The following is a 26,382-nucleotide window of genomic DNA, read 5'->3' on the forward strand; positions in this document are numbered from 1 at the left end:
GCATTCTAAGAATACAGGAGTCTTCTATGTCCGGACACGGCCCCGCCATTCCCATGACCGCCCGCAAATCCGGCCCGCTGAAAGGCGAGGCGCGCGTGCCCGGCGATAAGTCAATCAGCCACCGTTCGCTGATCTTGGGCGCGATGGCTGTGGGCGAGACCCATATCACGGGACTTTTGGAAGGCGAGGATGTGTTGGGCACCGCAGATGCCATGCGCGCTTTCGGTGCCGATGTGGAACGCCTAGGAGAAGGCGAATGGCGCGTGAACGGCGTGGGCGTTGGTGGGTTCGCAGAACCTGAAGACGTGATCGACTGCGGCAACGCGGGCACCGGTGTGCGTCTGATTATGGGCACGATGGCGACATCTCCGATCACCGCGACCTTTACCGGAGATGCTTCGCTTCGCTCGCGTCCGATGGGTCGCGTGACGGACCCCATCGCGCTGTTTGGTGCGCAAAGTTATGGCCGCGAAGGTGGCCGCATCCCGATGACCATCGTTGGCGCGCGCGAACCTGTGAACGTGACCTACACCACGCCGATGGCCTCGGCTCAAGTGAAGTCTGCCGTGCTTCTGGCGGGTCTGAACGTGCCCGGCCAGACTGTCGTGATCGAGAAAGAAGCCACCCGCGATCATACAGAACGCATGCTCGCAGGCTTTGGCGCTGAGATTACAGTCGAAGACACGGAAGACGGTCACAAGATCACACTGACCGGACAGCCGGAACTGCAACCGCAAACCATCGCTGTGCCGCGCGACCCCAGCTCGGCGGCCTTCCCAGTTTGCGCCGCGTTGATCGTGCCAGGATCGGACGTTTTGGTGCCCAACATCGGCCTGAACCCGACCCGCGCTGGGCTGTTCTACACGCTGCAGGACATGGGAGCGGATCTGAGTTTTGAAAACGAACGCCTCGAGGGCGGTGAACCTGTCGCAGATCTTCGCGCGAAATACTCGCCCAACATGAAGGGCATCGTGGTACCGCCCGAACGGGCAGCCAGCATGATCGACGAATACCCAATTCTGTCTGTCGTCGCGTCCTTCGCCACCGGCAAGACTGAAATGCCCGGCGTGCACGAGCTGCGCGTGAAGGAAAGCGATCGGATCGATGCGATGGCCAAAGGTCTGCGCGCCGCTGGCGTCACCGTAGACGAGGGCGAAGATTGGTGGAGCGTCGAGGGCCTTGGCCCCGATGGTGTACCCGGCGGCTGTACCGTCGCCACAGTTCTGGACCATCGCATCGCGATGAGCTTTGCCTGCCTTGGTTTCGCTTCGCAAAAACCGATCAATCTAGACGACGGCGGCCCCATCGCCACCAGCTTCCCGGTCTTTGAGCCGCTGATGTCGGACCTTGGCGCACAGATGGTGCGCAACAACGGATGAGCTTGAAACGAGCCTTCTGGGCGGTGTTTGCCGCAACGGTACTTGTCTACTGTGCCATGGTTCTTTGGTCCCTGCCGATCATCATGGATGATACGAATGGGCTGATGCCGTTCGATTTGCGTCCAAGCGGATATACGACTGACGAAGCGCGCGCATTTCTGATGGCTCTAAGCGAAAACGGGAAAGCACATTATTTGAGTGTGCAGCATAAGCTGGATACTCTTTATCCCGGTTTGATGGCCCTTTCTCTTATTCTGGCCTATTTCCTATTGTTCCCAAAAAAGTGGGCAATTGGGCTTTCAGGTCTTGCTGTTCTGGCCGCTGTTTTTGACTGGAATGAAAACAGTGCCGTGGCGGATCTGCTGCGTCTGGGCGCTAAGAGTATTGATGAAGAGGTGGTCTCGGTCGCGGCACTTTTCACCATGTTGAAGTCGGGCTTTGTAACGGTCGCCCTGTCCATACTGCTTGCCGGAGTAGCTGGTATGATGTGGCGTCGTTGGAAAGGACAATCTGCATGACATTCATTGTTGCAATTGACGGTCCTGCCGCCGCTGGCAAAGGAACAATCTCCAAAGCGGTCGCTGCGCATTTCGGTTTTGCCCATTTGGACACAGGGCTGCTTTATCGGGCGGTTGGGGCAAAGGTGCTGGATGGTCGTGACCCGATTGAAGCCGCCAAGGCTTTAACCTCCGCTGACATGCAGGGTGATTTGCGCACGCCCGAGGTGGCGCAGGCAGCATCGAAAGTTGCGGTTATCCCAGAAGTGCGCGCTGCTCTGGTCGACTTTCAGCACAGTTTTGCGTCGCGTGATGAAGGCGCGGTGCTGGATGGCCGCGACATTGGGACGGTGATTTGTCCTGATGCGGATGTGAAGCTTTTCGTAACCGCCAGCGCCGAAGTGCGTGCCGAACGGCGGTTCTTGGAGCTGTCCGCCAAGGACCATGACGTCATCCGCGAACAGGTGCTTGCCGACGTAATCGCGCGTGACAAACGAGACAGTGAACGGGAAGAGGCCCCGCTGAAACCTGCTGAGGATGCGGTGATTATCGACACGTCCGACCTGTCGATCGAGGATGCGGTGGCGCTGGCCGTCGCGTATATTAACGCTAAGCGCTGACGCGCCCCTCACCACACTGTGCATCGTATGTAACATCAGGCAAGGTTATGCTGACGCAGACGGAGGTGCCCAGATGCGCAGAACCACAACCTTAATCCTTGCCGTGATGCTGGCCATTGCCAACCATCTGCCCGTGCTTGCGCAGGAGCAGAGCGAACCGCCTATGACGTACGAGCGGATCGGGCGAATCTTGGCCGCGATTGATCCCGAACTTCAGCCGCAAGGAACTGGCTTTCAGTTGGTTATTGCTGGCGTACCGATGGTGGTGGTCACCGATCCAGCAGCGGGTAGGATGCGTGCGATGGTGCGGATCGGTCCCGCTGGCGCAATGGATGAGACGTTGATGCAGCGCATGTTACAAGCCAATTTCGATGCTGTTCTGGATGCACGATATGCCGTAGCGGGTGGACAGATTTGGTCGGTCTTCATCCACCCTTTGTCCCCGTTGGAAACACGACAATTTGTGTCGGGCCTGACCCAGACCGTTGTGGCCGCGCAAAGCTTTGGCTCTGCGTTCACAGGCGGGGGTGTGCAGTTTGGCGGTGGCGATAGCAATGCGCTGCAACAAGACCTTATCGAGCAGCTTCAGAAGAAGGGCATCCCGCTGTAATCGCGCGAAATGCCCTTGCTTTAAAGGCAGAATCCGCGTAATCCCCGCCCTGTCGACAAGGTGTAAATGCCGCGACTCAGGGAAAGACAGGCAGGGTCGGTGCTCCGGCCCTCTTTGTTTTGCGTCTAACCTGTTGACCAAATTGGGAAATCCAAGACCGGCGGAGACAACCGCTCGGCCCGTGAAAATGACTGTAAAGGAATGAAACGCCACATGGCTAACGCAACTATGGAGGAATTCGAAGCCCTCCTTAATGAAAGCTTCGAAATGGACACGCCCGACGAGGGTTCTGTTGTCAAAGGTAAAGTCATCGCTGTTGAAGCTGGCCAAGCCATCATCGACGTAGGCTACAAAATGGAAGGCCGCGTTGATCTAAAAGAATTCGCAAATCCTGGTGAAGCCCCTGAAATCGCCGTTGGCGACGAAGTGGAAGTCTACCTGCGCGCGGCTGAAAACGCCCGCGGCGAAGCTGTTATCTCGCGTGAGATGGCCCGCCGTGAAGAAGCATGGGACCGCCTGGAAAAAGCATACGCAGACGATGCACGCGTCGAAGGCGCGATCTTCGGCCGCGTCAAAGGCGGCTTTACAGTCGACCTTGGCGGCGCTGTTGCGTTCCTGCCCGGTAGCCAAGTTGACGTGCGCCCCGTACGTGACGCTGGCCCTCTGATGGGTCTGAAGCAACCGTTCCAAATCCTGAAAATGGACCGTCGTCGTGGCAACATCGTTGTTTCGCGTCGCGCAATCTTGGAAGAGTCGCGTGCCGAACAGCGTGCTGAAGTCATCGGCAACCTGTCCGAAGGCCAAGCAGTTGACGGTGTCGTCAAGAACATCACCGAATACGGTGCGTTTGTTGACCTGGGCGGCGTAGACGGCCTGCTGCACGTCACCGACATGGCATGGCGCCGTGTGAACCATCCTTCCGAGATCCTGACGATCGGCGAAACCATCAAGGTTCAGGTCATCAAGATCAACAAAGAGACCCACCGTATCTCGCTTGGTATGAAGCAGCTGCAAGACGATCCGTGGGATCTGGTTGCTGGCAAGTACCCGCTGGAAAGCACACACACTGGCCGCGTGACCAACATCACCGACTACGGTGCGTTTGTTGAGCTGGAGCCGGGCGTTGAAGGTCTGGTACACGTTTCTGAAATGTCGTGGACCAAGAAGAACGTTCACCCAGGCAAAATCGTGTCCACTTCGCAAGAAGTCGAAGTCATGGTTCTGGAAATCGATGGTGCCAAGCGCCGCGTATCCCTGGGCCTGAAGCAGACCATGCGCAACCCATGGGAAGTGTTTGCAGAAACACACCCCGAGGGCACCGAGGTCGAAGGCGAAGTCAAGAACATCACCGAATTCGGTCTGTTCATTGGTCTCGACGGCGAAATCGACGGCATGGTTCACCTGTCGGACATCTCGTGGGACCAGCGTGGCGAAGAAGCCATTCAGGACTTCAAAAAGGGCGACATCGTCAAGGCTGTTGTGTCGGAAGTTGACACTGACAAAGAGCGTATCTCTCTGTCGATCAAAGCACTGGACGGCGACCCCTTCGCAGATGCAGTTGGCGGCGTGAAGCGCGGTTCGATTGTGACTGTTGAAGTGACCTCGATCGAAGATGGCGGCATCGAAGTCGAGTATGAAGGCATGAAGTCCTTCATCCGTCGCTCAGATCTGTCGCGTGACCGTGCCGAGCAGCGCCCAGAGCGCTTCCAGGTCGGTGACAAGATGGACGTTCGCGTGACCAACATCGATGCGAAAACGCGTCGTTTGGGTCTGTCGATCAAAGCCCGTGAAATCGCGGAAGAGAAAGAAGCCGTAGAACAGTATGGTTCGTCGGATTCGGGTGCATCGCTGGGTGATATCCTGGGCGCCGCTCTGAAGCAGGACGACTAAGTCTTCCACTGAATTGATGAAACGGCCCTGCGCAATGCGTGGGGCCGTTTTCTTTTTGGATGCCTCGAATCACAAGGGCTGCTAGCTGCCAACGTAAGTGTCGACCTGCGGAAAGGGTGTGATGTGCATTTGCAGCATGCTGGATTTACCGCAGAAAATGGCGGAAATTGGTCAGATTTTTGCTTTCTTGCCTACCAAGGCTTGTATCCTAAGGCTTGGTTTGCTCCTATACTCGGACAGAATAAGGATGCAAAATCCATTAGATAGACCAATTTGGGGGGACCAGAATGATCCGGTCTGAACTGATCCAGAAGATTGCGGACGAAAACCCGCACCTTTATCAGCGTGATGTCGAACGCATTGTGAACAGCATTTTCGAAGAGATCATTGAAGCTATGGCTCGTGGTGATCGGGTCGAACTGCGCGGCTTTGGCGCATTTTCAGTCAAGAAAAGAGATGCTCGTATTGGACGAAATCCACGTACGGGTGAGTCGGTGCAAGTCGAAGAAAAGCATGTGCCGTTTTTCAAAACCGGCAAGCTTCTGCGGGACCGGCTGAACGGCAAATAAGAGGTTCTAAATGCGGTATATCCGTTACGCCTTTCTGGCGGCGCTTGGTGTTGTTCTGATCACGGTCGCATTGGCCAATCGGGGCAGTGTCACGTTGAATATTCTTCCCAGCGAGCTTTCGGGCTTCCTGGGTTGGAGCTGGTCCATCACGCTTCCATTGTTCGTTGTCATTTTTGGCGGCGTTGTGGCTGGCATCTTGATCGGTTTCGTTTGGGAATGGCTGCGCGAACACAAGCTGCGTGCTGAAAGTGCGCGCAACCGCCGTGAACGGGACCAACTGGCACGTGAAGTGAAGTCGTTGCGAGAGCCCAAAGCTCGCACAGGCGATGATGTACTGGCGCTCCTAGACAAGACCAGCTGAACCAGATGAGCATTTCGGTAAAGATCTGTGGGTTGAAAGACCCCACACAGCTCGCGGCTGCGGTTAACGCAGGTGCGCGCTATATTGGGTTCAATTTCTTTCCCAAAAGTCCGCGATCCGTATCGGTGGATCAAGCGGCAGAACTGATGTTGGACGTGCCTGTGGGCGTGGCCAAAGTATCGTTGGTTGTGAATATGGATAACGCCGGGATCGAGAATATCGTCAGCAAGACGACGACAGATATGATCCAGTTGCACGAATCTGAAAGCCCCGAACGTGTGGCCGAAGTGAAGGCACTTTTCGGGCTGCCGGTGATCAAGGCCATAGGAATTCTCTGGCCCCGATGACGTGGGACAGATTGATCGCTACGCGGCCGTGGCCGATCAATTGCTGATCGATGCCAAAGCACCCAAAGGGGCCGATCTGCCGGGGGGCAACGGCATCACATTTGATTGGCGTCTGGTGCAGCGCAAATACTGGCCCTGCCCATGGATGCTGGCGGGGGGACTGACGCCCGACAATGTCGCTGAAGCGATCCGTTTGACGGGTGCAAAGCAAGTCGATGTGTCGTCAGGGGTTGAATCCGCGCCCGGTATCAAGGATGAGAGATTGATTGCGGCCTTCTGTGCCGCTGCTCACGCTGCCGCTTAAGGCCAAAGGGGGGTAAGCCCATGTCCAACGATCTGTTCAACAGCTTCATGAATGGTCCCGATGAAAAGGGCCGGTTTGGTGATTTCGGTGGGCGTTTCGTCTCGGAAACGCTGATGCCGCTGATCCTTGATTTGGAAGCCGAGTACGAGAAGGCCAAAACCGACGATAGTTTCTGGGCCGAAATGCAGGATCTTTGGACCCACTATGTTGGCCGTCCTAGCCCGCTGTACTTTGCAGAAGGTCTGACCAAGCATCTGGGCGGCGCGAAGGTCTATATGAAGCGTGACGAGCTGAACCACACCGGCGCACACAAGATCAACAACGTGCTGGGTCAAATCCTGTTGGCACGACGCATGGGCAAGACCCGTATCATCGCCGAGACTGGTGCGGGGCAACACGGCGTTGCGACTGCGACGGTTTGTGCGAAGTTTGGCCTTAAGTGTATCGTCTATATGGGCGCACATGACGTACAGCGTCAGGCCCCGAATGTCTTCCGCATGCGCCTGTTGGGCGCCGAGGTGATTGCCGTAGAAAGCGGTCGTGGCACGTTGAAAGATGCCATGAACGATGCGCTGCGCGATTGGGTGACCAATGTGGCCGACACGTTCTATTGCATCGGAACCGCAGCAGGGCCGCATCCTTATCCTGCGATGGTGCGCGACTTTCAGTCGATCATCGGGAAAGAAGCGAAAGAGCAGATGCAGAAGGCCGAAGGCCGTCTTCCCGATACGCTCATCGCTGCGATCGGCGGGGGATCGAACGCGATTGGCCTGTTCTATCCGTTCCTCGACGACAAAAGCGTGAACATCATCGGTGTTGAGGCCGGCGGCAAGGGTGTGAATGACGATATGGAGCACTGCGCCTCGCTGACCGGTGGTCGCCCCGGCGTGCTGCATGGCAACCGCACCTTCCTGTTGCAGGATGATGACGGGCAGATCCTTGACGGCTACTCGATCTCAGCCGGGCTGGATTATCCGGGCATCGGCCCCGAACACAGCTGGCTGCGCGAAATTGGGCGCGCAGAATACGTTGCCATCACCGACAAGGAAGCCTTGGATGCGTTCCAGCTTTGCTGCTCGACCGAAGGTATCATCCCTGCGCTTGAGCCTTGCCACGCGCTGGCTCACGTGACGAAGATCGCCCCGAAGCTGCCTAAGGACCACATCATCTGCATGAACATGTGCGGGCGTGGCGACAAGGATATCTTCACCGTCGCCAAGTATCTGGGTTTTGACATGTCCGACACTGAAGGACGTGCGGTAGACTAACTGGGTTCAATCCATCGACATCGCGATCTTACGGAACATCGCGATGTTGGTGTCGTTCACGCCTTCCCCGCGGAACCCGCGATCTGCTGCATTGGTCGCGATTACTACATCGCGATTTGTGTCGATATAAATGTACTGGCCATAAATGCCGCGCCCGAAATACTCGCCATCTGGCGCGTCGGGTGCCATCCACCATTGATATCCGTATTTCTGTTCGCCAGCGGCCGTAGGGGCAGAGGATGCGGTCGATGCGGCAACCCAATCTGCCGGAACGATTTGTTGGCCATTCCACAGCCCATCTTGAAGGAACATCTGCCCGAACCGAGCATAATCACGGGTGCGTAAATTAAGCCCGCCCAGTACGAAGGCCACGCCATACCCGTCGGTTAGATAATAGGGGGCGTCTTCTAATCCCATCGGTTCGACAATCCGGGTTTGCAGAAGTTCCGAAACTGATTTCCCAGTGGCCCCCCGGATCACCATGCCGATGATATGAGTGTCGATCGAGACATATTGCCAAGTCTCACCGGGGGCCGCGAAGGTCTCGGTCAACCCGGCGGCAAAGTCGTCCATGGATTGGCCAAGTGCCAGCACGCGGCCCATGCGGTTGATGTCAGAATTGAAGTCCAGATAATCCTCGTCAAACACGACGCCCGAAGACATATTCAGCACATTTCGGATCGTGGCACCTTCATATGCGCTGCCTTTCAGGTCTTTGGCATATAGCACGACGGGATCGTCAAGCGACGCGATTGCGCCATCGGCCAGAACAATACCGGTCAGCGCTGAAAGGAAGCTTTTCGCGACGGACCAGCTGATCCTGCGATCTTCAGCTTCGGTACCAAGATAGTAGTCTTCAAAGCGCAGCTTGCCATTCTTCAGCACAACCAAAGACGTCACGCTGCGGTCCTTGATCCATTCGTCGCCACCTGCGGGCAGCTTAATGGCGTCCCCCAAAGGAATCTCAGATACAGGACCATCCCCGCGCGACAGTGTCTGGGTTAGAAACGCACCATCCATATGCGAGAAGTTTTGAACAATCTTCTCTTCCGAAAACAAAGAATTCACGGCGAGCAGCCGAGAGATTTCTTCACGTTTCCAGATAGCCGCGACCACAGCCAGAACGACAAGAACCAGTAAAACCTGCATCAGGCGTTTCAAGAGATGGCGCATTTGGAACTCACTTTCTTCGGGTCAAGGTGCCGTCCAATCCACCCATCGTCCATGGAAATCGACACGACCAAGCGTCAACTTTCGCGCCTCAGGCCATAGTGAAAGCGTCATGGCTGCGCCTTCCCCTTTGCGTTCATCTGCTTCCATAGACAGATGTGCGACTGGCCCGTTTTGCGCTGCGGCCTCAATGGCTGCCAAACAACGCGTTTGGGTTTCAGCTGGGAAATACTGCCAGGCGATCGTGTGATAGATCAGGGTCAGGTGATCAGGCGCAACAGCTTCCAGCTGTGTTTCCAGCCAATCGGCTGCGTCACCTTGGTCGACATGTGCTTCGAAAACTGAAGCGGCAGCCCTGCTGCGTTCCAAGCGCTCGGGCTGGTCCGCCCAAAGATAAGAGGACATGCGCAAAAGATCATCAGGGTCTTCAACATCCATGGGCATCAGGTCGACACCGCGGCGCGAAAGAACCCTAGGGGCGGTTCCGGTTGGCAAGATCCCCACGCCAATCTGGAGACAGCACGACGGGTGCATCTTCTGGCCCCAACCGAACACTGCCTGCTTGCAGCGCGAATTGATCCCACATCAGGTTTAGCCCCGCACTCGCGCCAAGTTCCAGCACCCGCATCGGCAGTGCATAATGCTTAGCCAACCAATGTCCGGCCGCGATCATAACCGCTGCACGTCGGACCTCATTTGTCTGAGGGGGCATATCCAACCAGCGATCCAACGTCTTTGTGTGATCTGAAAGGGCCACCCGGATTGCAGCTTCAATCTGTGTATCGCTAGGAGAGGGGTTGGGTGGGTAGATGCCCACCAGCGCTGGACAGTCTTCAGTTAGCACCAGCGCATGAAGCCCAGCCAGAAACCGTAGGGGTAAAGACTGACCGAAGGCTCCGACATTCCCCTCCCATTCCAACATCCGATCGGCAAGCGGGGATCCGGGTGTCAGGATGCGCCCAGCAACACGCAGAATGCGTGCTGTGAAAGGGCTATCTAACCGTTCATTATTGCCTGCCTGAACTTCAAATGCGTCACGCAAACTCAAGAAAACTTATCCATCAGTTTTTGCAGTGGGCTGCGGGTGTCGTCAGATGCTGGTGCTTGTTTGGCCGTAGGGCGAGGTTCTGGCGGCGCCTTCTTTTTCGGGGGTGCTTCGCTGCCGCCCGAAGACCGAGGAGGGTTAACGCGCCGGCCGATGGCGTTCATGAACTTGCCGCTGTCACCAGCCGCCAATTCCGACGCCCCGTCAGAACAGCCACGCAACACGTCATCCAGCCAATCCTGATCTGCTTTTGCAAAGTCCCGTAGGACATATCCGGCAACAGCATTCTTGTTGCCCGGATGGCCAATACCCATCCGAACGCGGTGATAATCAGCATTTATATGGGCGTGGATAGATCGCAAGCCATTGTGCCCTGCATGTCCCCCGCCGGTTTTCACGCGGCATTTTCCCGGTGCAAGGTCCAGTTCGTCATGAAACACATACACGTCGTCAGGTGTGAGCTTGTAGAACCGCATGGCCTCTCCGACAGATTGGCCCGACAGGTTCATAAAAGTCTCGGGGCGCAGCAAGATTACCTTCTCGGACCCAAGCTTGCCTTCGCTCACGCTGCCCTGAAACTTGCCGCGCCAGGGGGCAAACCCATGATCCTCGGCTATACGTTCAACTGCCATGAAGCCAATATTGTGCCGATTGCCTGCATATTTCGCGCCTGGATTCCCAAGTCCGACGAACAGTTTCATAAGCGATTTTTCCTTCTGGACATCGGGGTGTGAACCCGAAATTATCATTTTAGGTAATCTACTTGGCCTGATCCAGCGTGGCAAATACTCCCATGTGGCCGTTCATAGCAGGAGAGCAGTATGCCACAGTTCAAAATAGATGGGTTTAAGCTGAAGATCCCCAAATCTTGCATGAATGACAATATCGAAGCGGTCATCAGGGACGAGCGCTATGAAGGCAACGAGAGCAACGCGACGAAACAGCATGTCCGCAGTACCGATCGCGTTTTGGATCTGGGAGGGGGCGCTGGCTATATCGCAATGCAGGCGGCGCGCCTTGCCGGGGCATCAAATGTAACTACCGTCGAGGCCAGTCCGGCCATGTTCAAAGCGATTGGCGACAATGCGGTGATGAACAGTTTAGAGGAGTTGCGCGTTCTTCATGGCGCAGTTGTACCAGACAGTTATTCGGAAGAAACGGTGACTTTCGAAATCCTTCCCGGGTTTTGGGCTTCAGCTATTTCCGCCGATGGAGAGAAAACCAAACAAGTATCCAAGCTGGTTTCTGTTCCTGCGTTGAAGTTTTCAGACCTCCAAGCGGCGGTTCAACCCACTGTGATCACCATGGATATTGAAGGCGCAGAACGGGATCTGGCAGGCGAAAAATGGTGGCGGGATGTACGGATCGTCATTATGGAGATCCACCCGCAAGCCTATGGTGGCCACGCTTTGCGTCAACTAATTGTCGATATGTTTGCAAATGGGTTTGGGCTAATGCCGTGGGGAACACGGGGAAGTGTTCTGGTGTTCGAACGGTTGGATAATGCACCAGATTGAGTGAACAAAAAAACGGGACCCCGAAGGATCCCGTTTCACAACACCTTTTCAGGTCTTGTTTATTCTTCAGCGGCTGCTTCTTCAGTAGCGGCTTCTTCGGTTTCTGCTTCTTCAGCTTCGCCATCGTCTTCCGAGCGCAGCGAGCTTGGTGCAGAGATGTTGGCAATGACGAAGTCACGGTCAACAGTCGTTTTCGCACCTTCAGGCAGCGTTACGTCTGAGATGTGAATGACGTCACCAACTTCACGGTCGGTCAGATCAACAACGATCTTTTCAGGGATCTCGCCTGCCAGAACGTTCAGCTCGACTTCCGGGCGTACGATGGTTAGAACACCACCGCGTTTCAGGCCAGGTGCTTCTTCCTCGTTTTCGAACTCAACGTGGATGAACAGGCTGATCCGGCTGGTACGACGCAGGCGCATCAGGTCCAAGTGGGTCGGCAGATCTTTGACAACGTCACGCTGAACGTTGCGGCAGATCACGCGAACGTCTTCGTGACCGTCAACTTTCAGGTTCCACAGGGTCGAAAGGAAACGACCGGCCTTCAGCTTTTTGAACAGTTCGTTGAAGGGAATATTGATCGAAAGCGGCTCTTCGCCACCGCCGTAAACGATACCCGGTACCTGGCCTTCGCGGCGAGCTTGACGAGCGGCCCCCTTGCCTGTCCCCGTACGTACCGTGGCTTCAAGATTCGGAATCTTATTTGCCATTGGTTTTCTCCATAATCAAAAGGTGCGGGAATCCTCCAAGGGTGTAAGCCCCGCAGTGAAGCCGTGCCTATAGACTGGATCGGTGCCAATGAAAAGGGGGGAAACGCTTCTGGAGCTTGGTTTTATTGGTGTTCCATGCGTCTTCTCAGCAAGTCCTGCTGCGCGCGCCCTGTTTTGGCTTTGATGGCTTTTACTGCAGCATCGCGCCCGAAGGCCAGGCGGGTGTTCGCAGTAACCTCTTCATGCTCTGATCGCGCCTGCGCAAGCAGAATGTTCAGATGACGCAACTGACCCTCGGCCTGTTTTTGCCATCGGTCAAAATGCCCACTGGAAAGGGCAGGGTTCTTCCCTGTTTCGGCATCGAGTCCCGGAAGCTGTCGCAAACGATCCCTAAGGTCAGCGATCAGTCCTTCCAGATCTGCAATCGTCGCTGCACTGGCGGACAATTCTGCCATGGCGCGTTCAAGTTTCATTGCGGTCAGATCTGTAAGTTGAGCAATAGGTTTAGCCATCTGTATTCCTCAGTGATTTCTTGGCGCGCTGGCGCATGTTTTCAGCAAAACGAATGGCCGCTGCGACAGCTTGATACTGATCTGGTGGCACCTCGTTGCCCACTTCGACCGTGGCGTGAAGCGCACGTGCTGTTGGTGGATCACGATGAATTGGCACACCATGTTCGGATGCCACCTCGCGGATGCGGGCTGCGATTTCATCCACACCTTTCGCTACACAGATCGGCGCATCCCCGGGAAGACGGGACCATTTCAGAGCCACCGCGTAATGGGTTGGGTTGACGACGATGACATCAGCATCCGGAACGTCTTGCAACATTTGGTTCGTGGCGATGTCATACGCCCTTTGCCGCCTTTGACCTTTCATGTGCGGGTCACCCTCATTTTGCTTAATCTCGTCCATGAGTTCTTTGTGCGACATGCGGTTTTTGCGTAGGTGTTCTTGCTTTTGCCAGAGAAAATCAATGCCCCCGATGACCACTGCGACCAAAAGCACGATGGCGAAAAACTCGACTGACAGCTCCAACAACAAAACCGACACCATGCCGGGAGTCAGGGCAAGTGCCGCCAGCATAAGGGGGAGCTTGATCCAGATGAAGATGCCCAAAATGAAGCCGTATATCGAAAGCTTCACGAAGCTCTTGAAGAATTCAAACAGACCCGAGCGACCGAATTTGTTTTTGGCGTTGGAAAGAGGGGACACGCGATTAAGCTTGGGCATAAGCTTTTCCGGCGAAACGACGAAGCTCTGCGTGGCCACGGTCAAGCCAAGCACCGCCACCATTGGCACCAAAAGCCAGGGTGCTAGATGCCAAGCTATGTCTGTCATTGCATTTGCTAAGACTGGTCCGCCCCGGCCACGGAACGCGAATTCAGAAAGCTTGTCCGATTGTCCAAGGAGACTCGAAAAGACGCTACCAAGGCCGCTCATCGTTGATGCCCCTATTGACGTCGCAAGCAGCAGCAGAACCATGTAGGACATGGCTGTGTTCAGATCAGTAGACCGCGCGATCTCGCCACGTTTTCTGGCATCATCCAGCTTCTTTTGCGTTGGCTCGTGTTGTTTGTTGTCATCGTCTTCGTCAGCCATTTACCACCCTCCGAACGGATCAAGCAGCAGGGCTTCGAACGCGTTTTGCCAGATCGGCAAAAGCACGGGCGTGGTCAGCGCCAGCAAAATAAGGCCACCCGCAGTAATGGCTGGGGCGCCAACAAAAGCCACCATCAACTGGGGCATGGCACGGTTAATGATCCCAAGCGCCACATTGTAAAGAAGCGATACGATGACGAAGGGGGCTGCCAGCGTGAATGCAAATCCGAAACTGCGCGCAATGTGGGTGATGCCCCAGTCTGAAAATCCCTTTGGCGCTGGCAGTTGCCCGATTGGGAATGCCTGATAGGAAAGCATGAAGCCCTCAACGATCCGCACATGCAGATCCAGCATAGCTGCAAGCGCCAACCCTGAGATCGTAAGGACATGTCCAATAGCTGGTTGGGGGTCAGAATTGTTCCCCCCCATCAATTGTGCAAGAGATGTCGATTGAGCGGCAATGCTGCCAGCGACCTGAAGGGTGATGATCGCAAGACGCAAGGTGATCCCATATCCCAGCCCGATGATCGGTTCGCTCAGAAGGTAGATCGGAGAGTTAAGTTGACTAAGTGAAAGCTCGATTTGGGATGCAACGGTTGGCGTGACGATTGCAGTAAAGGCCAACCCCAGAAACAAGCGTACACGTACCGGGACCATGGTTTCCCCAAAGGCTGGAAGAAGGGCCATTGCAGCGCCCACGCGCAAAAACACGACAAAACCCAACATGAAAAAGGTCTGAGACTGCTCCAGAAGCAAGGCATATTGAGCATTCATCCGGGCACCAGTCCGACAAGGGAGGGTCGTGCCTCTGTCCCAATTTCTTCGAACGACAGAACTGGGTTAGCAATCCCTTTGGCCGAAAGGACTGTGCGCAGGAAGCGACGTCGGCGTGATGATGTGACAACGGCTGGATAGATACCGGTTTCACCGGCGCGCGCGATCTTGTCTGCAACAGCATTTGCAAGACGGTTGAATTCCTCTGGTGGAAGGGCCACTTCACCGCGATCTTGGTCCAGCTGATGCGACTGGAAGCAGGCTTCCCATTCCGGAGCCAGTTGGATCAATGGGACGGTTCCGTCCTCACGCTTCAATTCAGAGAGAAGCTGAAAGTTCAGACGCTGACGAACGTGGTCGCAAATGGCCTCGGGCGTTCCCAATACTGGCCGCGCCTCGGCCACGCTTTCCAAAATCACGGGCAGATTTCGAATGGAAACCCGCTCTTCCAAAAGCAGCCGCAAAACGGAGTGTAGCAGGTCAAGTGGGACCTTGTCCGGAACCAGTTCGTCCAACAGCCGCCTATTGGCTTCAGCTCGCGCAGGGTCAGATAGGTTGACGAACTCGTCCAAAAGCCTGCGTAAGGCCTTTAGGCCCAACAGCCGTGGGAAGTTTTGCTTCATGATCTCAAGCAGGTGTGTCGCAAGGACCTCGGTTGGAGAAACAACTGCGCAACCCGCCAATGCAGCTTGTTCCTGATCATCGGTTTGAATCCAGCGCGCCGGGGCTTGGTAAACGGGCTCTTGCACGTCTTCCCCCTCGGGCAGCAGAGCTTCGTCTCCGCTGAGAATGACCAATACCCGATCAGGGTACAGTCGATTACGAGCTTGCTCCACACCTTGGATCTTGATCGTGTAGGTCCCTGCCGGAAGTGATCCGTTATCCGTTAACCTGATTTCGGGCAGGATCAGTCCAAATGCACTGGCTGTGTGATTGCGAATGCTAGAGATGCGGGCATCCAATCCCGTGGCCGGATCCAATACCATCGCGACAAGGTCGGCTGCAAACTCCACGTGGATATCGTCCAAATCCAGAATATCACCGATGCTTTCCTGAGGGGTTTCAGTCTCAACGTCTGCGGGATCTTTCGTTTGGGCGGCAGCGGCTGCGTTCTGTTTGGCAGCGGACCATGCAGCAAATCCAAGCACCGCAGCCCCAAGCATAAATGGTATAAATGGCAGCCCGGGCACCAAGCCGAACAACCCCATCAGAAAGGCAACGGTTGCTAGGGCAGAGGGATGTTTTGCGAATTGCGAGAACATTGCCAGATCAGTCGATCCAGACGTGCCGCCCCGCGCCAGCAACAGGGCGGATGCGATCGAGATGATCACAGCAGGGATTTGCGTGACCAGCCCATCCCCAACCGTCAAAATTGCGTAAGTCTGAAACGCAAGCGACAAGTCCATCCCGTGAATGACAACACCGATGATAAGCCCCATGACGAGGTTCAGGAAGGTGATCAGAAGTCCTGCGACGGCATCTCCTTTGACGAATTTTGAAGCGCCATCAAGCGATCCGAAAAATGTGGTCTCGGCCTGCTCGCGTTCACGCCGCGCCTTGGCTTCGGCGTGATCAATGGCACCCGCGGACATGTCGCTGTCGATGGCAAGCTGTTTGCCGGGCATGCCGTCCAAAGCGAACCGGGCGCCGACTTCGGCCATGCGGGTGGCACCCTTTGTGATTACGATGAAGTTCACGATGAGAAGGACGCAAAATACGACCAGACCTAAAAGGATGCTGCCGCCCATAACGAAACTGGCAAAGCCCTCGATAACACTCCCAGCGGCGGAGGTTCCTGTGTGTCCATTCCCAATTATAAGCTTTGTTGAGGAAACATTCAGCGACAGTCGTAGCATGAGCGAAGCAAGCAACACTGTGGGAAAAGCCGAGAAATCCAGCGGGCGCTCGATAAACAAAGTGACCGTGAACATAAGGATGGCCAAGGCAAAAGATGCAGCCAATCCCAAATCTAGGACCCAAGCAGGCATCGGTAAGATCATCATCACGATGATCGCCATAAGGGCCAATGCAAGCAGGATTGTTGGGCGGAATATATCCTTCGCGGCGCGGATAATCATCACGGTTGGCTCGAAACTGATTGCCGTTTTGTCTTAGCGCAACTCTTGTTTGTCTGTGGACGTGCACACAAAGGCGCGCAACCCAGACGATGAGCGTTGGTGGTGTGAGCTTTGCTATAGACCTCTGTATCCGGAGGCGTTTTTCTGAGGATCGTCATTTTCGCGCATTTCTTGCTGCTAAGTTCGAACCGAGCCTAGAAGATCACGCTTAACGATCAGTTACTTACCATTATCAACCGTTGGAAAAAGGCCAAGAAGGCTATTCAACGCGTCCCGCGTGGATATGCTCCTATCCAGAATGGCCTGATAAGATTGCAAATCAGTTTGAGCATCGGGTTCAGACGTCGGGTGTTCTTCCCGCAAAGCTTCTATGACGTCATCCGGAATGAAACCTGCTGGGATGTCGAGAATCTGTATGGTGGTTTTCGTATTGCTTTTTTGCACGGATGCGAGCGCAAGATTTTTGGAAATCACTTGCCCGCGATCATCTTTGGGACGCAGCTTCAAAGCTTGCTGTCGCAGAGCAACTGCGGCTTCCGTTTCTAGGCCAACAAGATAGCTCAAAGCCACACCTGGTTTCCGCTGACGCATGGCTACCGACCCTAAGAACTCACGCGTAGCCCGATCAGGGGCGTTCGGGCTGTTCAGGACAAAGCGCCGTGCATTTTCTGTAAACCCTAATTTCTTAAGGCGTTTTGCGATTTCCAGCCTGGTTTCTGCAGATACTGTTCCCCAGTCGTTGCGCGTCATGCTGAACGTTAGGAAATCAGAATCTGACCCGAGGGACAGCAATTTCTGCCCGGCTTCATCAAGTGTGGCGTTTAACTGGGTTTGCTTAACAAAGCCTGAGATATCGTCAAAATAACTAAACCCTTGAGCAAATCGTCCCATGTGGAAGAGAGAGCGGGCATGTAAAAGCTGGAGTCCGATACCCATAGGGCTTTCCCCGTGTTCAAACGCAATCGACGCCAGAAGTGAAAGTTCTTGATCCGAAATCCCGCGATCATTTTCCAACTTGCTTTCCATCAACGCGGTAACAGCGGACTGGGTTCGCGACAGGTCGTTCTGAACTGCGTTATAAAGTTCTCTCTCGGCCTCATTCGCTTGCCCTGTTGAGAGCTTGATTTCAGCTTCAAGATGAGCTTCACTTTCCGATGGTGCGCGCCCGGACCGTGCTGCAATATTTCTGATCTCGATCGCTACGTCAGTCTCGCCAGCGTCCAAGAATTTTCGCGCCAATACAGGCGCTAAATGACTTCTGAGATGTGATGGCAACTCCGAAAATGATCTTAAAATAGCGGTTTCGTTGACTTCAGCTGGTAGTGCCCTTTGCGCAAGGACTGCCCACATGGCGATTCTGTTGTTGCAGCTGATTTGTGTCAGCCAGCGGTCAGCGTCGGCTGAATGCCCGTATTCCATCACTTCCGCCATCATACGAAGGCTGGTGATGTCCGAAAGGACTCCATCGTAGATATCGATAAGCTGCAGTGCCTCCAGCCCGAATGTCATGAATATATTTTGCCTGATATGTGCCAGGAGGAGCCCTTCGTCGGGCCGGTCAAATTCTCCCAGATAGCTAGATGAATACTCTGCTGTCGGTTGGGTGCTGGCCGGTGCGACATGACCCCAGCTTGCGATGTCAAATTGATCATCTGGCAGGCAAGCCCGAGCGGCGAACGATTGTCCAGTTCGCATAGCGCGCGCTTCGTCGTGTGCTGTTTGCATCCTAACGTGGTCATTCGGGGTATGCGCAAAGGGCTCGGGCATGAGCTCCTCGGATTCTAGAACTGAATCGGCGAGAATTGTTGGCATTTTAGGTTGGTCGATCTTCGCTTCGATCAATCCTTCCGCGGCGGCCTTTGAAAGCTGCGTAAGCAAGCGTTGCTTGTCGACCAAAGATTGTTCCTCTTCGGCAGGTGGCGGATCGGCTTGTAGTATCAAATGCTCGGCGTTGACTGTCTTCTCTAGACTAGCCTCGTATTCGCCAGAACCAAACAGAGGCAAGAGACCTTTGGTCCCTGAAATTTGAAAAGCAGGTGTGTCATCTGGCATCTTGGTCGTCGGTTCGGAATGCGTATTGGGATCGGGTCCATCAACAATGTCGATCACCACCTCACCGGAGGCGAGCCGAAGTTCTTTGATATGACAGTCGCAGGCTTCGCGAATGATGATTTCGCCGTTCCCAGAGTATATTAGATCTTCAACGCGTGTGCGGGGTATCAATTCAAATACCTGCGCTGAATTGAAGCTTGTGACATCCTGAGGAAGCGTAAGTCGGTATCCATCCACAACGTTCGTAATGGCATATGCGTCTGTGGGTTTGATGTAAAATACCAATCGCGAGAAACCTGTGTGTTCGCCCGAACGGACCGTGATGTCGCGCGCCATCGCTGGCATTGCAGTCACAAGGATTGCGATTGCCGGTGCGAACCAAACTCTCATGCAGCTGCTTTCTTGATCTCTTTAAGTGCTTCTTCGAGATCATTGAAGCTGGGGCGATGCGGGCCGGGTGTATTTTGGCGTCCAACTTCAATGCAGATGTTGACCGAGTGATTGTAAAGATTGGCGACAAGCACTTCGCGAATAAGATGATAGAAATGTGCTTCTTCTTCCGTCACGGTTTTCACCTTCGCTGAGAAGGGTGCAACCAACCCGTATGCCAAGAAAACGCCCAAGAATGTTCCGACGAGGGCGCCGCCAATCATCTTTCCGAGAATTTCAGGTGGTTGATCAATGGAACCCATGGTTTTGATCACACCAAGAACTGCGGCCACAATACCCAGCGCGGGTAGGCCGTCAGCCACAGATTGTAGGGCGTGGCTTGAATGCAGCGCGTGATGGAGATTGGCCTCCATCCGTTTTTCAAGCACCTCTTCGACCTGATGGGGATCGTCATAGTTCATCGAGGCTGATCGGAGCGTATCGCAGATCAGTTCGATAGCTTCCTTGTCGGCTGAAATATTAGGGTAGCGCTGAAAAATCGGGCTGTCTTCTGGCGTTTCGATATGTTCTTCAAGCGCAACAGCATTCTGCCGAGCCTGTCGGATCAATTCAAACAGAAGGCAGAGCAGGTCACGGTAGTCATCGGGTTTCCATTTAGAGCCTTTGAAGACCTTCTTAATATCCTTGAGCGTGTGCTTGATTGCCGACATGTCGTTCGAGATGATAAATGCGCCTGCGGCAGCACCGCCAATCATTGTGAACTCAAAGGGCAGGGATTTCATAATGATTCCCATTTTCCCGCCAGCAGCTAGATAACCGCCAAACACCATCACGAAAATCAGGGCTATACCTACAAAGCCAATCATAAAGAACCTCTGCTATTCTAAGCCAGTACCTAACTGTCATCGCATGGCCGAGTTAATTTCTGATTACTGGTCTATTGGGTCGGCGCTGACGCATTTCTGCCTGCCAGAACTACGCTGATGGCATAAGATGTTTGGGGGTCGAGCCCCGCCATGATGGGCGCCGCCGAGGTGGGTTTCATTTTGGCGATGAATCCCGCTGCGAAATCGGGTTCCATTGCTGCAAACAGCGGGATTGCCTGTTTGGGCTTCATGTTTTCGTAAAGAACAGTCAATCGATCCAAATCGTCCGCCGCAGCTGTTTTAGCTTTGGCCATTGTGGACGCGAGCATCTCTTCCGCCATGGTAAGCTCTTCCAATTTTTCGGAGACGCGTTCTTCTGCAATGCTAAGCGCATCGATTCGTTGCGAGAGCATTTTCTCTCGTTCATCCAACATCGCTTCTCGTTCTTGCAGGGCGGCCAGAACGACAGCGACATCCCTTTGTTCTGACTGCAGTGCTGGAGAATCCGCCTCAGCAGATGTTCCAGAGAGCAGCTCGGAAAGATCCTCTGCGAATGCCGCCGTTACTGGCCCAAGCCTGACCGCGCCAGACGTCACCAAAGTCACGGCAATCAAAACCAAAATGCTACGTTTTCGAAACCGGGACGTTCTTGTTGGTTTGCGGGTGATTTTAGGTGCGCCTGTCATTCTGCGGCCTCAACATTGCGGTTGCTCAAAAAGAGTGGAGACGCCGATGCAGAGTGGCGTGTCGAAGAAAAACCAGTCTTGTTTGCGGTGGGGTTCTGCGTTGTCTCAACTGCCGTATCAGAAGGGTCTGGCAAATCATGAAGGCTCGCCATCATCAGCTCTAACTTGCGGGCTGATGTTTCCGCGCGCTCTGTTAGCTCGGTCAGAACGGACGCGCTATGACCAGCTGCCGACTGCGCTTGATCAAGGGATTTTGTCATGTCGTCAACTTGCGCACTTAGGACGGCAACTGCACCGCCCATACCATCTTGTAAGTTGTTGAACCGTTTCAGGCGGCGTGACAGGACTAGGCAATAGATGCCCGCCCCAAAAGCGCCCAGTCCAAGGAAAATATCGGCAAGGTAGTTCATGACCTACTCCAGTTTAGTTGAGCACGAATTCGAGAATTAACAAGTTGCGCACACGGCCTTCGCCGGTCACCAGTTGAATGCGGCGCAGCATCTGCGCACGCAGTTTCACCAATGCGTGGGGATCTTCCAGCATCGCGGTATCTACCGCCCGCAAATACGAGTTTAAGATGTCTACCACGCGAGGCTTCAGCCTCTCGACATCCTCTTCATACGTGGGCTCGACCTCAAGCGAAGCGCGAAATCTTAGGTGGCGATTGCTTGCATTCGGGCCGAGCGAAACGACGAGCGGATCAAGTTCCAAGAAGCTCACAGCGGGTAGTTCTTGAACGCCGGGTGTGTCTTCCAGCGCCGTTTCAGCCGCGGGCTTAGAGCCGACAAGCCCGGCAAACGTTGCGTAAAAAGCGCCACCGCCTAGCAGCAATGCACCAACTAGTCCGATCACCAGACCCTTCTTCGATTTCTTTCCCAAGGCTTTTTCATTCTCGGCTCCTTGAGCGGTTTCGTCGTCAGACATGTGATCCTCGAATCCATTTGCACTGGGCCGATATAAACTGATTGGCACTAACCAATTATTAAGGGCGATGGGGGAAACAGGTTGACATGACGGGGGTAGAAGCCCGCTCGAAAAAGGAGTTACGTCTTGCAACAGTTGATCTCGGTTTGGGGGGCGATGGACCTACGTAAAAGGGGTGTCGTCGTGGCGGCAACCTTGGCCATGTTTGTGGCCGTGATTGGCCTCTCCCGCATGGCAACAAATACGCAGATGACACTGTTATACGCGGGTCTGGAAAGCAGTGCGGCGGGTGAAGTGGTACAGGCGCTTGAAGGTCGTAATGTAGCCTTTGAAATTCGCGGAGGTTCAATATTCGTTGATGCAACTCAGCGGGATTCGCTGCGCATGACTCTGGCAAGCGAAGGTCTGCCGGCAAATTCTGGCAAAGGGTACGAGCTTTTGGATGGGCTCAGCGGTTTTGGTACCACGTCGCAGATGTTCGACGCTGCCTATTGGCGGGCGAAAGAAGGTGAAATCGCACGCACTATTGTGGCCAGCCCCATGGTTCGAAATGCACGGGTGCACATCGCAAATGCGTCATCCAGACAGTTTAGGCAGCGCAATGATCCCACTGCTTCGGTCACCATCACAACCGCAAGCGGCACACTGCCCACCCATCAAATCAAGGCATTCAAGTTTTTGGTGGCATCCGCAGTCCCTGGGTTGTCGCCGGAAAACGTCTCGGTAATCGACAGCCGGGCTGGTTTAATGGGGGGTGACGAGGCGGGAGTTGGTGGGCTGTCTGGCGCGCAGGATCGTGCCGAGCGTCTGAAGCAGAATGTTGAGCGGCTTTTGGAGGCCCGAGTCGGTTTTGGGAACGCCGTTATTGAGTTGAACCTTGAAACGGAGACCGAGCAAGAATCCATCCGTGAACGACGATTTGATCCCGAAAGCCGTGTTGCGATCTCTACAGATACGACTGAAAGCTCGAACGCAGCCAACGACAGTGAGGCGGGCGGCGTCAGTGTGGCTTCTAATCTTCCAGACGGAGATGCCGCCGCGGGAAGCGGGTCGTCATCGTCAAACATGTCAGAGACGCGCGAACGCGTGAATTACGAAGTGTCCGAAACAACGCGCGAAGTTCTGAAAACCCCGGGTGCTGTGAAAAGACTGACTGTTGCAGTGTTGGTGGACGGTATTCGAACAGTAAATGACGACGGGTCAACCGAATGGGCTCCCCGCTCAGACGCAGAACTTGAAAGCCTACAGGAGCTTGTAGCAGGTGCAGTGGGCTTCAATGAAACGCGCGGTGACATCATTACCATAAAGACCATGGAGTTCGAGGCGATTGCCGAGGCGGGCAGTAGCCCTTCATCGGGTTTTCTGAGCTCTTTGAATATTGATTTAATGTCGGTGATCAAACTTGTTTTGCTATCCATCGTCACACTTGTGATGGGGCTTTTCGTTTTGCGCCCGATGCTGACCGCTCAGGCCGCGTTGCCTAAGACGGCGGGTGATGTACCAGCACTTGGCTTACCTGATGCGTCCGTCGGCCAACCAAGTGGTGCAATCAGCGCTGCCAGCGAGGCGTTGCAGGGGCAATCCACAGCACCAGCATTGGCCCCGAACGTTCGATCCATTCAGAACACCTCCGACGCCGTTGTGGCGATTGAGCCCTCTGCTGACCCAGTGCAGCGACTCCGTGATCTTATCTCCGAGCGTCAGACCGAAACGGTTGAGATTTTGCGCGGTTGGATGGAAGAAGACGAGGGGGCAGCAGGATGAGCCTTCGATATTCCTTGGAAGATTTTGGCGACGCAGTTTCCGTCGCTGGGCATTCGCATGAAGATGCGACGCTGACCCTAAAACAGTCCGACCTGAACGCACAGTTCGAAGCGCGCAGGCTTGAAGGATACGAGGCAGGATATCAAACTGGATGGGGTGATGCGGCGGCTTCCATGAATGAAGATGGCGAACGCGTTAAAGCAGAGTTCGCGCGCAACCTTGAGGATCTGGGATTTACATATCAAGAAGCACGCAGCCACGTGCTGTCTACTCTCGAGCCGCTTCTAACACAGATGCTCGAAGTGGTCCTTCCCAAGGCGCTTGAAAAGGCGATCGGCCCCATAGTGTCCGAGGCGATAATACCAATGGCTGAAGAGCTGGCCGATGGGTCCATTCAAGTTCTCGTCTCACCCGCCGATCGTTCTGCTTTGGAGGCGTTCTTGGAAGAAGCTATTTCGATACCTTTTGAGATCTTAGAGAAAGATACGTTGCCGGATGGGCAGATCTATTTGCGGTCAGGCAAAAGTGAATGCTGCGTTGATCTTTCAGAAGCTGTTTTGCGCATCAAACAAGCCGTCGAAACTTTGTACCACGTGAACGAAAAGGCATTCCATCATGGCTGAACAATCACTTACCCAGGAAATCGAATCCGATGGTAGCCCATTCGCCCGTGTTCCCATTGCAGTGACGATATCAGTGGGCGTTGCCCGCCCGACTGTTAAAGAGCTTTTGTGCCTCAAGCAAGATGATGTCCTGCCGTTGGACAAGCGGATAGACGACCCAGTCGAGCTCTATGTTGGCGACCGGCTTATTGCGCACGGAGAGCTTGAAGAGGTCGAAGGTGATCCTACAGGGCAAATAGCCGTGCGCTTGACTAAAATTGTCGATCTAAAGTCGGGGCTGTGATCGCGATGAAGGGTTGGGTATCTGGGCTGTGCTTGCTGGTCGCCGGATTAATCTGGATGGGGTCTGGTTCGGCGCTGATGGCGCAAGATATCTCGATCTCGTTGGGAGAAGATGGGTCGCTTGCCACCCGGACAATTCAGATATTTGTGTTGGTCACGGTGTTAAGTTTGGTTCCCGGCTTGGCCATAATGATCACCTGCTTTCCTTTTATCGTGACCGTCCTCTCCATCCTCAGGCAGGCGATCGGTTTGCAGCAATCGCCACCGAATATGTTGATCGTCAGCCTTGCGTTGTTCCTGACCTATTTCATCATGGAACCTGTTTTCTTGGAGGCATGGGCGAATGGTGCGAAGCCTTTCTCGGAAGGGGTGTTGGAACTCGAGCCTGCATTTACAGCTGCGATTGAACCGTTTCGCTTTTTTATGGCCAATCGTATTGATCCGGAAACCTTCACCCATCTGGCCACTTTGCGGGAAGAAACCGCAGGGGTTGATCTTGCGGGAACATCGCCCCTATCGCTTTTGGTGCCGTCTTTCCTTCTGTCCGAAGTTGAGCGCGCCTTTCAGATCGGCTTTCTGATCTTTTTGCCATTCCTTGTCATCGACTTGGTTGTCGCGGCGATCCTGATGTCCATGGGGATGATGATGGTTCCGCCGGCAATCGTCTCGCTCCCATTTAAGCTGGCGTTCTTCGTGGTCGCAGATGGGTGGGTTTTGATATCGGGTGCGTTGGTGCGCAGCTATTTCTGAAGGTTGGCCAAACTGAATTTGGCCAACCCAACTTTCAGGTCTCGGACACTGGTCAGCCTTCCCAGTCGCCGGAAAACCCTTTGGGAATACGTAGTATGCTTCTGTCGACATTGTTGATGTCCCTATGGCCGCAAAATGCCATCGAGATATCAAGCTCTTTGTGAAGCACCTCTAGCGCGCGCGTGACACCCGCTTGCCCCATCGCACCCAATCCATAGGTGTATGCGCGGCCGATATACGTGCCTTTTGCCCCCATCGCGATCGCTTTTAGGACGTCCTGCCCTGACCGGATGCCACTATCCAAATGTACCTCAACCTTATCGCCAACGGCATCCATAATGGCAGGCAGCGCCCTAATGGAACTGAGTGCTCCATCCAGCTGCCGCCCCCCATGATTGGACACGATAATCGCATCGGCTCCCGCATTCATGGCGGCGATGGCGTCTTCGGGCTCCATGATCCCTTTGACGATCATTGGGCCATTCCACATTTTCTTGAACTGTTTGATCCGATCCCAGTCTAGGGATGGATCAAATGCCTGCGCGGTCCAAGTGTGCAACGACGATGGATCCTCGACCCCTTCGGCGTGTCCCACGATGTTACCAAAAAAGCGGCGTTTGGTGCCCAGCATACCAAGCCCCCACTGCACCTTGGTCATCATATCGGCAACAGACTTGACAGTCAGCTTGGGTGGGGCTGAAAGCCCGTTTTTCAGATCTTTGTGGCGCTGGCCCAAGACCTGCAAATCTACGGTGACGACAATGGCAGGGCAATTTGCTGCGCGTGCGCGATCAAACAATCGGCGCATGAAGTCATCGTCTTTCAAGGTGTAAACCTGAAACCAGAAAGGAGCGGTGGTGTTTTCGGCGACATCTTCGATCGAGCAGATCGACATTGTCGACAGCGTGTACGGAACGCCAAATGCTTCGGCCGCGCGGGCAGCTTTGATTTCACCATCAGCGCTTTGCATGCCGGTTAAACCAACAGGGGCCAGTGCAACAGGCATTGAGACATCTTGCCCCAGCATCGTGGTTTTGGTCGAGCGGTTGTCCATATCCACGGCGACACGTTGTCGAAGGTAGATCTTTTCGAAGTCCGTGCTGTTTTCTCGAAAGGTCTGTTCGGTCCAACTGCCGCTTTCAGCATAATCATAGAACATCTTCGGCACGCGCCGTTTGTAGATGCGACGTAGATCTTCGATTTCTGTGATGACGGGCATGAAGCGCTCCTGAAGATTGGTAAGAAAATATTACCAATCATAAATGCGCTGCGCAAGGGTTCAGATACAGCTTTGATATTAACGC

Annotated in this window: 26 protein-coding genes and 2 pseudogenes; 14 read left to right on the forward strand and 14 right to left on the reverse strand. The window is 54.5% G+C overall.

Translation table 11 applies throughout. The features are described 5' to 3' along the window. Positions 1-26 precede the first annotated feature (26 nt). The 9 genes and pseudogenes from aroA to trpB all read left to right on the forward strand — a co-directional run bounded on the left by aroA (position 27) and on the right by trpB (position 7,845). Positions 27-1,379 (forward strand): 3-phosphoshikimate 1-carboxyvinyltransferase, encoded by a 1,353-nt coding sequence (gene aroA / locus AC0L6A_RS04010; protein ID WP_473292346.1) that lies wholly within the window; start codon positions 27-29, stop codon positions 1,377-1,379. Then, the gene (locus AC0L6A_RS04015; RefSeq protein ID WP_473292347.1) at positions 1,376-1,897 is read left to right on the forward strand and encodes a hypothetical protein; all 522 of its coding nucleotides are present in this window, start codon (positions 1,376-1,378) and stop codon (positions 1,895-1,897) included. Before aroA ends, AC0L6A_RS04015 begins: the two co-directional genes overlap by 4 nt. After that, on the forward strand, positions 1,894-2,496 hold the full coding sequence (gene cmk / locus AC0L6A_RS04020) for a (d)CMP kinase (protein WP_473292349.1): 603 nt from the start codon (positions 1,894-1,896) through the stop codon (positions 2,494-2,496). Before AC0L6A_RS04015 ends, cmk begins: the two co-directional genes overlap by 4 nt. Positions 2,497-2,569: 73 nt before the next feature. Continuing rightward, positions 2,570-3,106 (forward strand): hypothetical protein, encoded by a 537-nt coding sequence (locus AC0L6A_RS04025; protein ID WP_473292350.1) that lies wholly within the window; start codon positions 2,570-2,572, stop codon positions 3,104-3,106. A gap of 201 nt (positions 3,107-3,307) precedes the next feature. Further along, positions 3,308-4,996: a 30S ribosomal protein S1 gene (rpsA, locus tag AC0L6A_RS04030; RefSeq protein WP_473292351.1), complete on the forward strand. Its 1,689-nt coding sequence runs from the start codon at positions 3,308-3,310 to the stop codon at positions 4,994-4,996. 287 nt (positions 4,997-5,283) lie between these two features. After that, positions 5,284-5,565 carry an integration host factor subunit beta gene (gene ihfB, locus AC0L6A_RS04035; RefSeq protein ID WP_246934615.1) on the forward strand — a complete coding sequence of 94 codons (282 nt, stop codon included), beginning with the start codon at positions 5,284-5,286 and terminating at the stop codon, positions 5,563-5,565. Positions 5,566-5,575: 10 nt separating this feature from the next. Continuing rightward, complete coding sequence (locus tag AC0L6A_RS04040) at positions 5,576-5,926, forward strand: LapA family protein (protein ID WP_246934616.1); 351 nt, start codon at positions 5,576-5,578, stop codon at positions 5,924-5,926. Positions 5,927-5,931: 5 nt separating this feature from the next. Then, positions 5,932-6,577: pseudogene (locus AC0L6A_RS04045) on the forward strand (phosphoribosylanthranilate isomerase). Positions 6,578-6,597: 20 nt separating this feature from the next. Next, on the forward strand, positions 6,598-7,845 hold the full coding sequence (gene trpB / locus AC0L6A_RS04050; protein ID WP_473292353.1) for a tryptophan synthase subunit beta: 1,248 nt from the start codon (positions 6,598-6,600) through the stop codon (positions 7,843-7,845). Positions 7,846-7,851: 6 nt separating this feature from the next. Here the strand turns inward: trpB and AC0L6A_RS04055 are convergent, their stop codons facing one another. The 3 genes and pseudogenes from AC0L6A_RS04055 to pth all read right to left on the reverse strand — a co-directional run bounded on the left by AC0L6A_RS04055 (position 7,852) and on the right by pth (position 10,761). Then, positions 7,852-9,018, reverse strand: a complete 1,167-nt coding sequence (locus AC0L6A_RS04055; protein ID WP_473292354.1) for a serine hydrolase domain-containing protein — start codon at positions 9,016-9,018, stop codon at positions 7,852-7,854. 21 nt (positions 9,019-9,039) lie between these two features. Beyond that, positions 9,040-10,063, reverse strand: a pseudogene (locus AC0L6A_RS04060) (DUF2332 domain-containing protein). After that, a complete protein-coding gene (gene pth, locus AC0L6A_RS04065) occupies positions 10,060-10,761 on the reverse strand; it encodes an aminoacyl-tRNA hydrolase (protein WP_473292356.1) in 702 nt (233 codons plus the stop codon). The pseudogene AC0L6A_RS04060 and the gene pth overlap by 4 nt, the downstream one beginning before the upstream one ends. Positions 10,762-10,881: 120 nt before the next feature. On the opposite strand from pth, the gene AC0L6A_RS04070 reads away from it, so the two are divergent. Continuing rightward, positions 10,882-11,577 (forward strand): FkbM family methyltransferase, encoded by a 696-nt coding sequence (locus AC0L6A_RS04070; RefSeq protein WP_473292357.1) that lies wholly within the window; start codon positions 10,882-10,884, stop codon positions 11,575-11,577. A 59-nt stretch (positions 11,578-11,636) separates the two neighbouring features. On the opposite strand, the gene AC0L6A_RS04075 is transcribed toward AC0L6A_RS04070, so the two are convergent. From AC0L6A_RS04075 to AC0L6A_RS04120, 10 genes are all read right to left on the reverse strand, one after another. After that, a complete protein-coding gene (locus tag AC0L6A_RS04075; protein WP_473292359.1) occupies positions 11,637-12,287 on the reverse strand; it encodes a 50S ribosomal protein L25/general stress protein Ctc in 651 nt (216 codons plus the stop codon). A 122-nt stretch (positions 12,288-12,409) separates the two neighbouring features. After that, a complete protein-coding gene (locus AC0L6A_RS04080) occupies positions 12,410-12,799 on the reverse strand; it encodes a hypothetical protein (RefSeq protein ID WP_473292360.1) in 390 nt (129 codons plus the stop codon). Beyond that, positions 12,792-13,889, reverse strand: coding sequence for an EscU/YscU/HrcU family type III secretion system export apparatus switch protein (locus tag AC0L6A_RS04085; protein WP_473292362.1), 1,098 nt, complete (start codon positions 13,887-13,889; stop codon positions 12,792-12,794). Before AC0L6A_RS04085 ends, AC0L6A_RS04080 begins: the two co-directional genes overlap by 8 nt. Beyond that, a complete protein-coding gene (locus AC0L6A_RS04090; protein WP_473292363.1) occupies positions 13,890-14,663 on the reverse strand; it encodes a flagellar biosynthetic protein FliR in 774 nt (257 codons plus the stop codon). Continuing rightward, positions 14,660-16,741, reverse strand: coding sequence for a flagellar biosynthesis protein FlhA (gene flhA, locus AC0L6A_RS04095; RefSeq protein WP_473292364.1), 2,082 nt, complete (start codon positions 16,739-16,741; stop codon positions 14,660-14,662). Before flhA ends, AC0L6A_RS04090 begins: the two co-directional genes overlap by 4 nt. A gap of 219 nt (positions 16,742-16,960) precedes the next feature. Next, positions 16,961-19,129: a hypothetical protein gene (locus tag AC0L6A_RS04100; RefSeq protein WP_473292365.1), complete on the reverse strand. Its 2,169-nt coding sequence runs from the start codon at positions 19,127-19,129 to the stop codon at positions 16,961-16,963. Between the two features lie 50 nt (positions 19,130-19,179). Further along, on the reverse strand, positions 19,180-20,049 hold the full coding sequence (gene motA / locus AC0L6A_RS04105; protein ID WP_473292367.1) for a flagellar motor stator protein MotA: 870 nt from the start codon (positions 20,047-20,049) through the stop codon (positions 19,180-19,182). 71 nt (positions 20,050-20,120) lie between these two features. Further along, on the reverse strand, positions 20,121-20,735 hold the full coding sequence (locus AC0L6A_RS04110) for a MotE family protein (protein ID WP_473292368.1): 615 nt from the start codon (positions 20,733-20,735) through the stop codon (positions 20,121-20,123). Further along, positions 20,732-21,145: a hypothetical protein gene (locus AC0L6A_RS04115; protein ID WP_473292370.1), complete on the reverse strand. Its 414-nt coding sequence runs from the start codon at positions 21,143-21,145 to the stop codon at positions 20,732-20,734. The genes AC0L6A_RS04110 and AC0L6A_RS04115 overlap by 4 nt, the downstream gene beginning before the upstream one ends. A 13-nt stretch (positions 21,146-21,158) precedes the next feature. Further along, positions 21,159-21,659, reverse strand: coding sequence for a flagellar basal body-associated FliL family protein (locus tag AC0L6A_RS04120; protein WP_473292371.1), 501 nt, complete (start codon positions 21,657-21,659; stop codon positions 21,159-21,161). A 126-nt stretch (positions 21,660-21,785) separates the two neighbouring features. Between AC0L6A_RS04120 and fliF the strand changes: the two genes are divergently transcribed. The 4 genes from fliF to fliP are packed head-to-tail and all read left to right on the forward strand — an operon-like array spanning position 21,786 to position 25,078. Further along, a complete protein-coding gene (fliF, locus tag AC0L6A_RS04125; RefSeq protein ID WP_473292372.1) occupies positions 21,786-23,423 on the forward strand; it encodes a flagellar basal-body MS-ring/collar protein FliF in 1,638 nt (545 codons plus the stop codon). Then, a complete protein-coding gene (locus tag AC0L6A_RS04130; protein ID WP_473292373.1) occupies positions 23,420-24,046 on the forward strand; it encodes a FliH/SctL family protein in 627 nt (208 codons plus the stop codon). The genes fliF and AC0L6A_RS04130 overlap by 4 nt, the downstream gene beginning before the upstream one ends. Next, positions 24,039-24,329, forward strand: a complete 291-nt coding sequence (locus AC0L6A_RS04135; RefSeq protein ID WP_473292375.1) for a FliM/FliN family flagellar motor switch protein — start codon at positions 24,039-24,041, stop codon at positions 24,327-24,329. The genes AC0L6A_RS04130 and AC0L6A_RS04135 overlap by 8 nt, the downstream gene beginning before the upstream one ends. A 5-nt stretch (positions 24,330-24,334) precedes the next feature. After that, on the forward strand, positions 24,335-25,078 hold the full coding sequence (gene fliP / locus AC0L6A_RS04140) for a flagellar type III secretion system pore protein FliP (protein WP_473293376.1): 744 nt from the start codon (positions 24,335-24,337) through the stop codon (positions 25,076-25,078). A 52-nt stretch (positions 25,079-25,130) separates the two neighbouring features. On the opposite strand, the gene AC0L6A_RS04145 is transcribed toward fliP, so the two are convergent. Then, positions 25,131-26,297: an alpha-hydroxy acid oxidase gene (locus tag AC0L6A_RS04145; RefSeq protein ID WP_473292376.1), complete on the reverse strand. Its 1,167-nt coding sequence runs from the start codon at positions 26,295-26,297 to the stop codon at positions 25,131-25,133. Between the last annotated feature and the right edge of the window lie 85 nt (positions 26,298-26,382).

It is taken from the genome of Aliiroseovarius sp. D2-2 (assembly GCF_055809455.1).

Excerpts from the sequence above, each read along its gene's own strand:
- AC0L6A_RS04085 (WP_473292362.1), bottom strand. The coding sequence starts at position 13,889 with ATGGCTGACGAAGACGATGACAACAAACAACACGAGCCAACGCAAAAG.
- AC0L6A_RS04025 (WP_473292350.1), top strand. The coding sequence starts at position 2,570 with ATGCGCAGAACCACAACCTTAATCCTTGCCGTGATGCTGGCCATTGCC.
- AC0L6A_RS04145 (WP_473292376.1), bottom strand. The coding sequence starts at position 26,297 with ATGCCCGTCATCACAGAAATCGAAGATCTACGTCGCATCTACAAACGG.
- AC0L6A_RS04130 (WP_473292373.1), top strand. The coding sequence starts at position 23,420 with ATGAGCCTTCGATATTCCTTGGAAGATTTTGGCGACGCAGTTTCCGTC.
- AC0L6A_RS04110 (WP_473292368.1), bottom strand. The coding sequence starts at position 20,735 with ATGACAGGCGCACCTAAAATCACCCGCAAACCAACAAGAACGTCCCGG.
- ihfB (WP_246934615.1), top strand. The coding sequence starts at position 5,284 with ATGATCCGGTCTGAACTGATCCAGAAGATTGCGGACGAAAACCCGCAC.
- aroA (WP_473292346.1), top strand. The coding sequence starts at position 27 with ATGTCCGGACACGGCCCCGCCATTCCCATGACCGCCCGCAAATCCGGC.
- AC0L6A_RS04115 (WP_473292370.1), bottom strand. The coding sequence starts at position 21,145 with ATGAACTACCTTGCCGATATTTTCCTTGGACTGGGCGCTTTTGGGGCG.
- cmk (WP_473292349.1), top strand. The coding sequence starts at position 1,894 with ATGACATTCATTGTTGCAATTGACGGTCCTGCCGCCGCTGGCAAAGGA.
- fliP (WP_473293376.1), top strand. The coding sequence starts at position 24,335 with ATGAAGGGTTGGGTATCTGGGCTGTGCTTGCTGGTCGCCGGATTAATC.
- trpB (WP_473292353.1), top strand. The coding sequence starts at position 6,598 with ATGTCCAACGATCTGTTCAACAGCTTCATGAATGGTCCCGATGAAAAG.
- rpsA (WP_473292351.1), top strand. The coding sequence starts at position 3,308 with ATGAAACGCCACATGGCTAACGCAACTATGGAGGAATTCGAAGCCCTC.
- AC0L6A_RS04135 (WP_473292375.1), top strand. The coding sequence starts at position 24,039 with ATGGCTGAACAATCACTTACCCAGGAAATCGAATCCGATGGTAGCCCA.
- AC0L6A_RS04075 (WP_473292359.1), bottom strand. The coding sequence starts at position 12,287 with ATGGCAAATAAGATTCCGAATCTTGAAGCCACGGTACGTACGGGGACA.
- AC0L6A_RS04080 (WP_473292360.1), bottom strand. The coding sequence starts at position 12,799 with ATGGCTAAACCTATTGCTCAACTTACAGATCTGACCGCAATGAAACTT.
- AC0L6A_RS04090 (WP_473292363.1), bottom strand. The coding sequence starts at position 14,663 with ATGAATGCTCAATATGCCTTGCTTCTGGAGCAGTCTCAGACCTTTTTC.
- AC0L6A_RS04015 (WP_473292347.1), top strand. The coding sequence starts at position 1,376 with ATGAGCTTGAAACGAGCCTTCTGGGCGGTGTTTGCCGCAACGGTACTT.
- pth (WP_473292356.1), bottom strand. The coding sequence starts at position 10,761 with ATGAAACTGTTCGTCGGACTTGGGAATCCAGGCGCGAAATATGCAGGC.
- AC0L6A_RS04100 (WP_473292365.1), bottom strand. The coding sequence starts at position 19,129 with ATGGCGCGCGACATCACGGTCCGTTCGGGCGAACACACAGGTTTCTCG.
- motA (WP_473292367.1), bottom strand. The coding sequence starts at position 20,049 with ATGATTGGCTTTGTAGGTATAGCCCTGATTTTCGTGATGGTGTTTGGC.
- flhA (WP_473292364.1), bottom strand. The coding sequence starts at position 16,741 with ATGATTATCCGCGCCGCGAAGGATATATTCCGCCCAACAATCCTGCTT.
- AC0L6A_RS04055 (WP_473292354.1), bottom strand. The coding sequence starts at position 9,018 with ATGCGCCATCTCTTGAAACGCCTGATGCAGGTTTTACTGGTTCTTGTC.
- AC0L6A_RS04120 (WP_473292371.1), bottom strand. The coding sequence starts at position 21,659 with ATGTCTGACGACGAAACCGCTCAAGGAGCCGAGAATGAAAAAGCCTTG.
- AC0L6A_RS04040 (WP_246934616.1), top strand. The coding sequence starts at position 5,576 with ATGCGGTATATCCGTTACGCCTTTCTGGCGGCGCTTGGTGTTGTTCTG.
- AC0L6A_RS04070 (WP_473292357.1), top strand. The coding sequence starts at position 10,882 with ATGCCACAGTTCAAAATAGATGGGTTTAAGCTGAAGATCCCCAAATCT.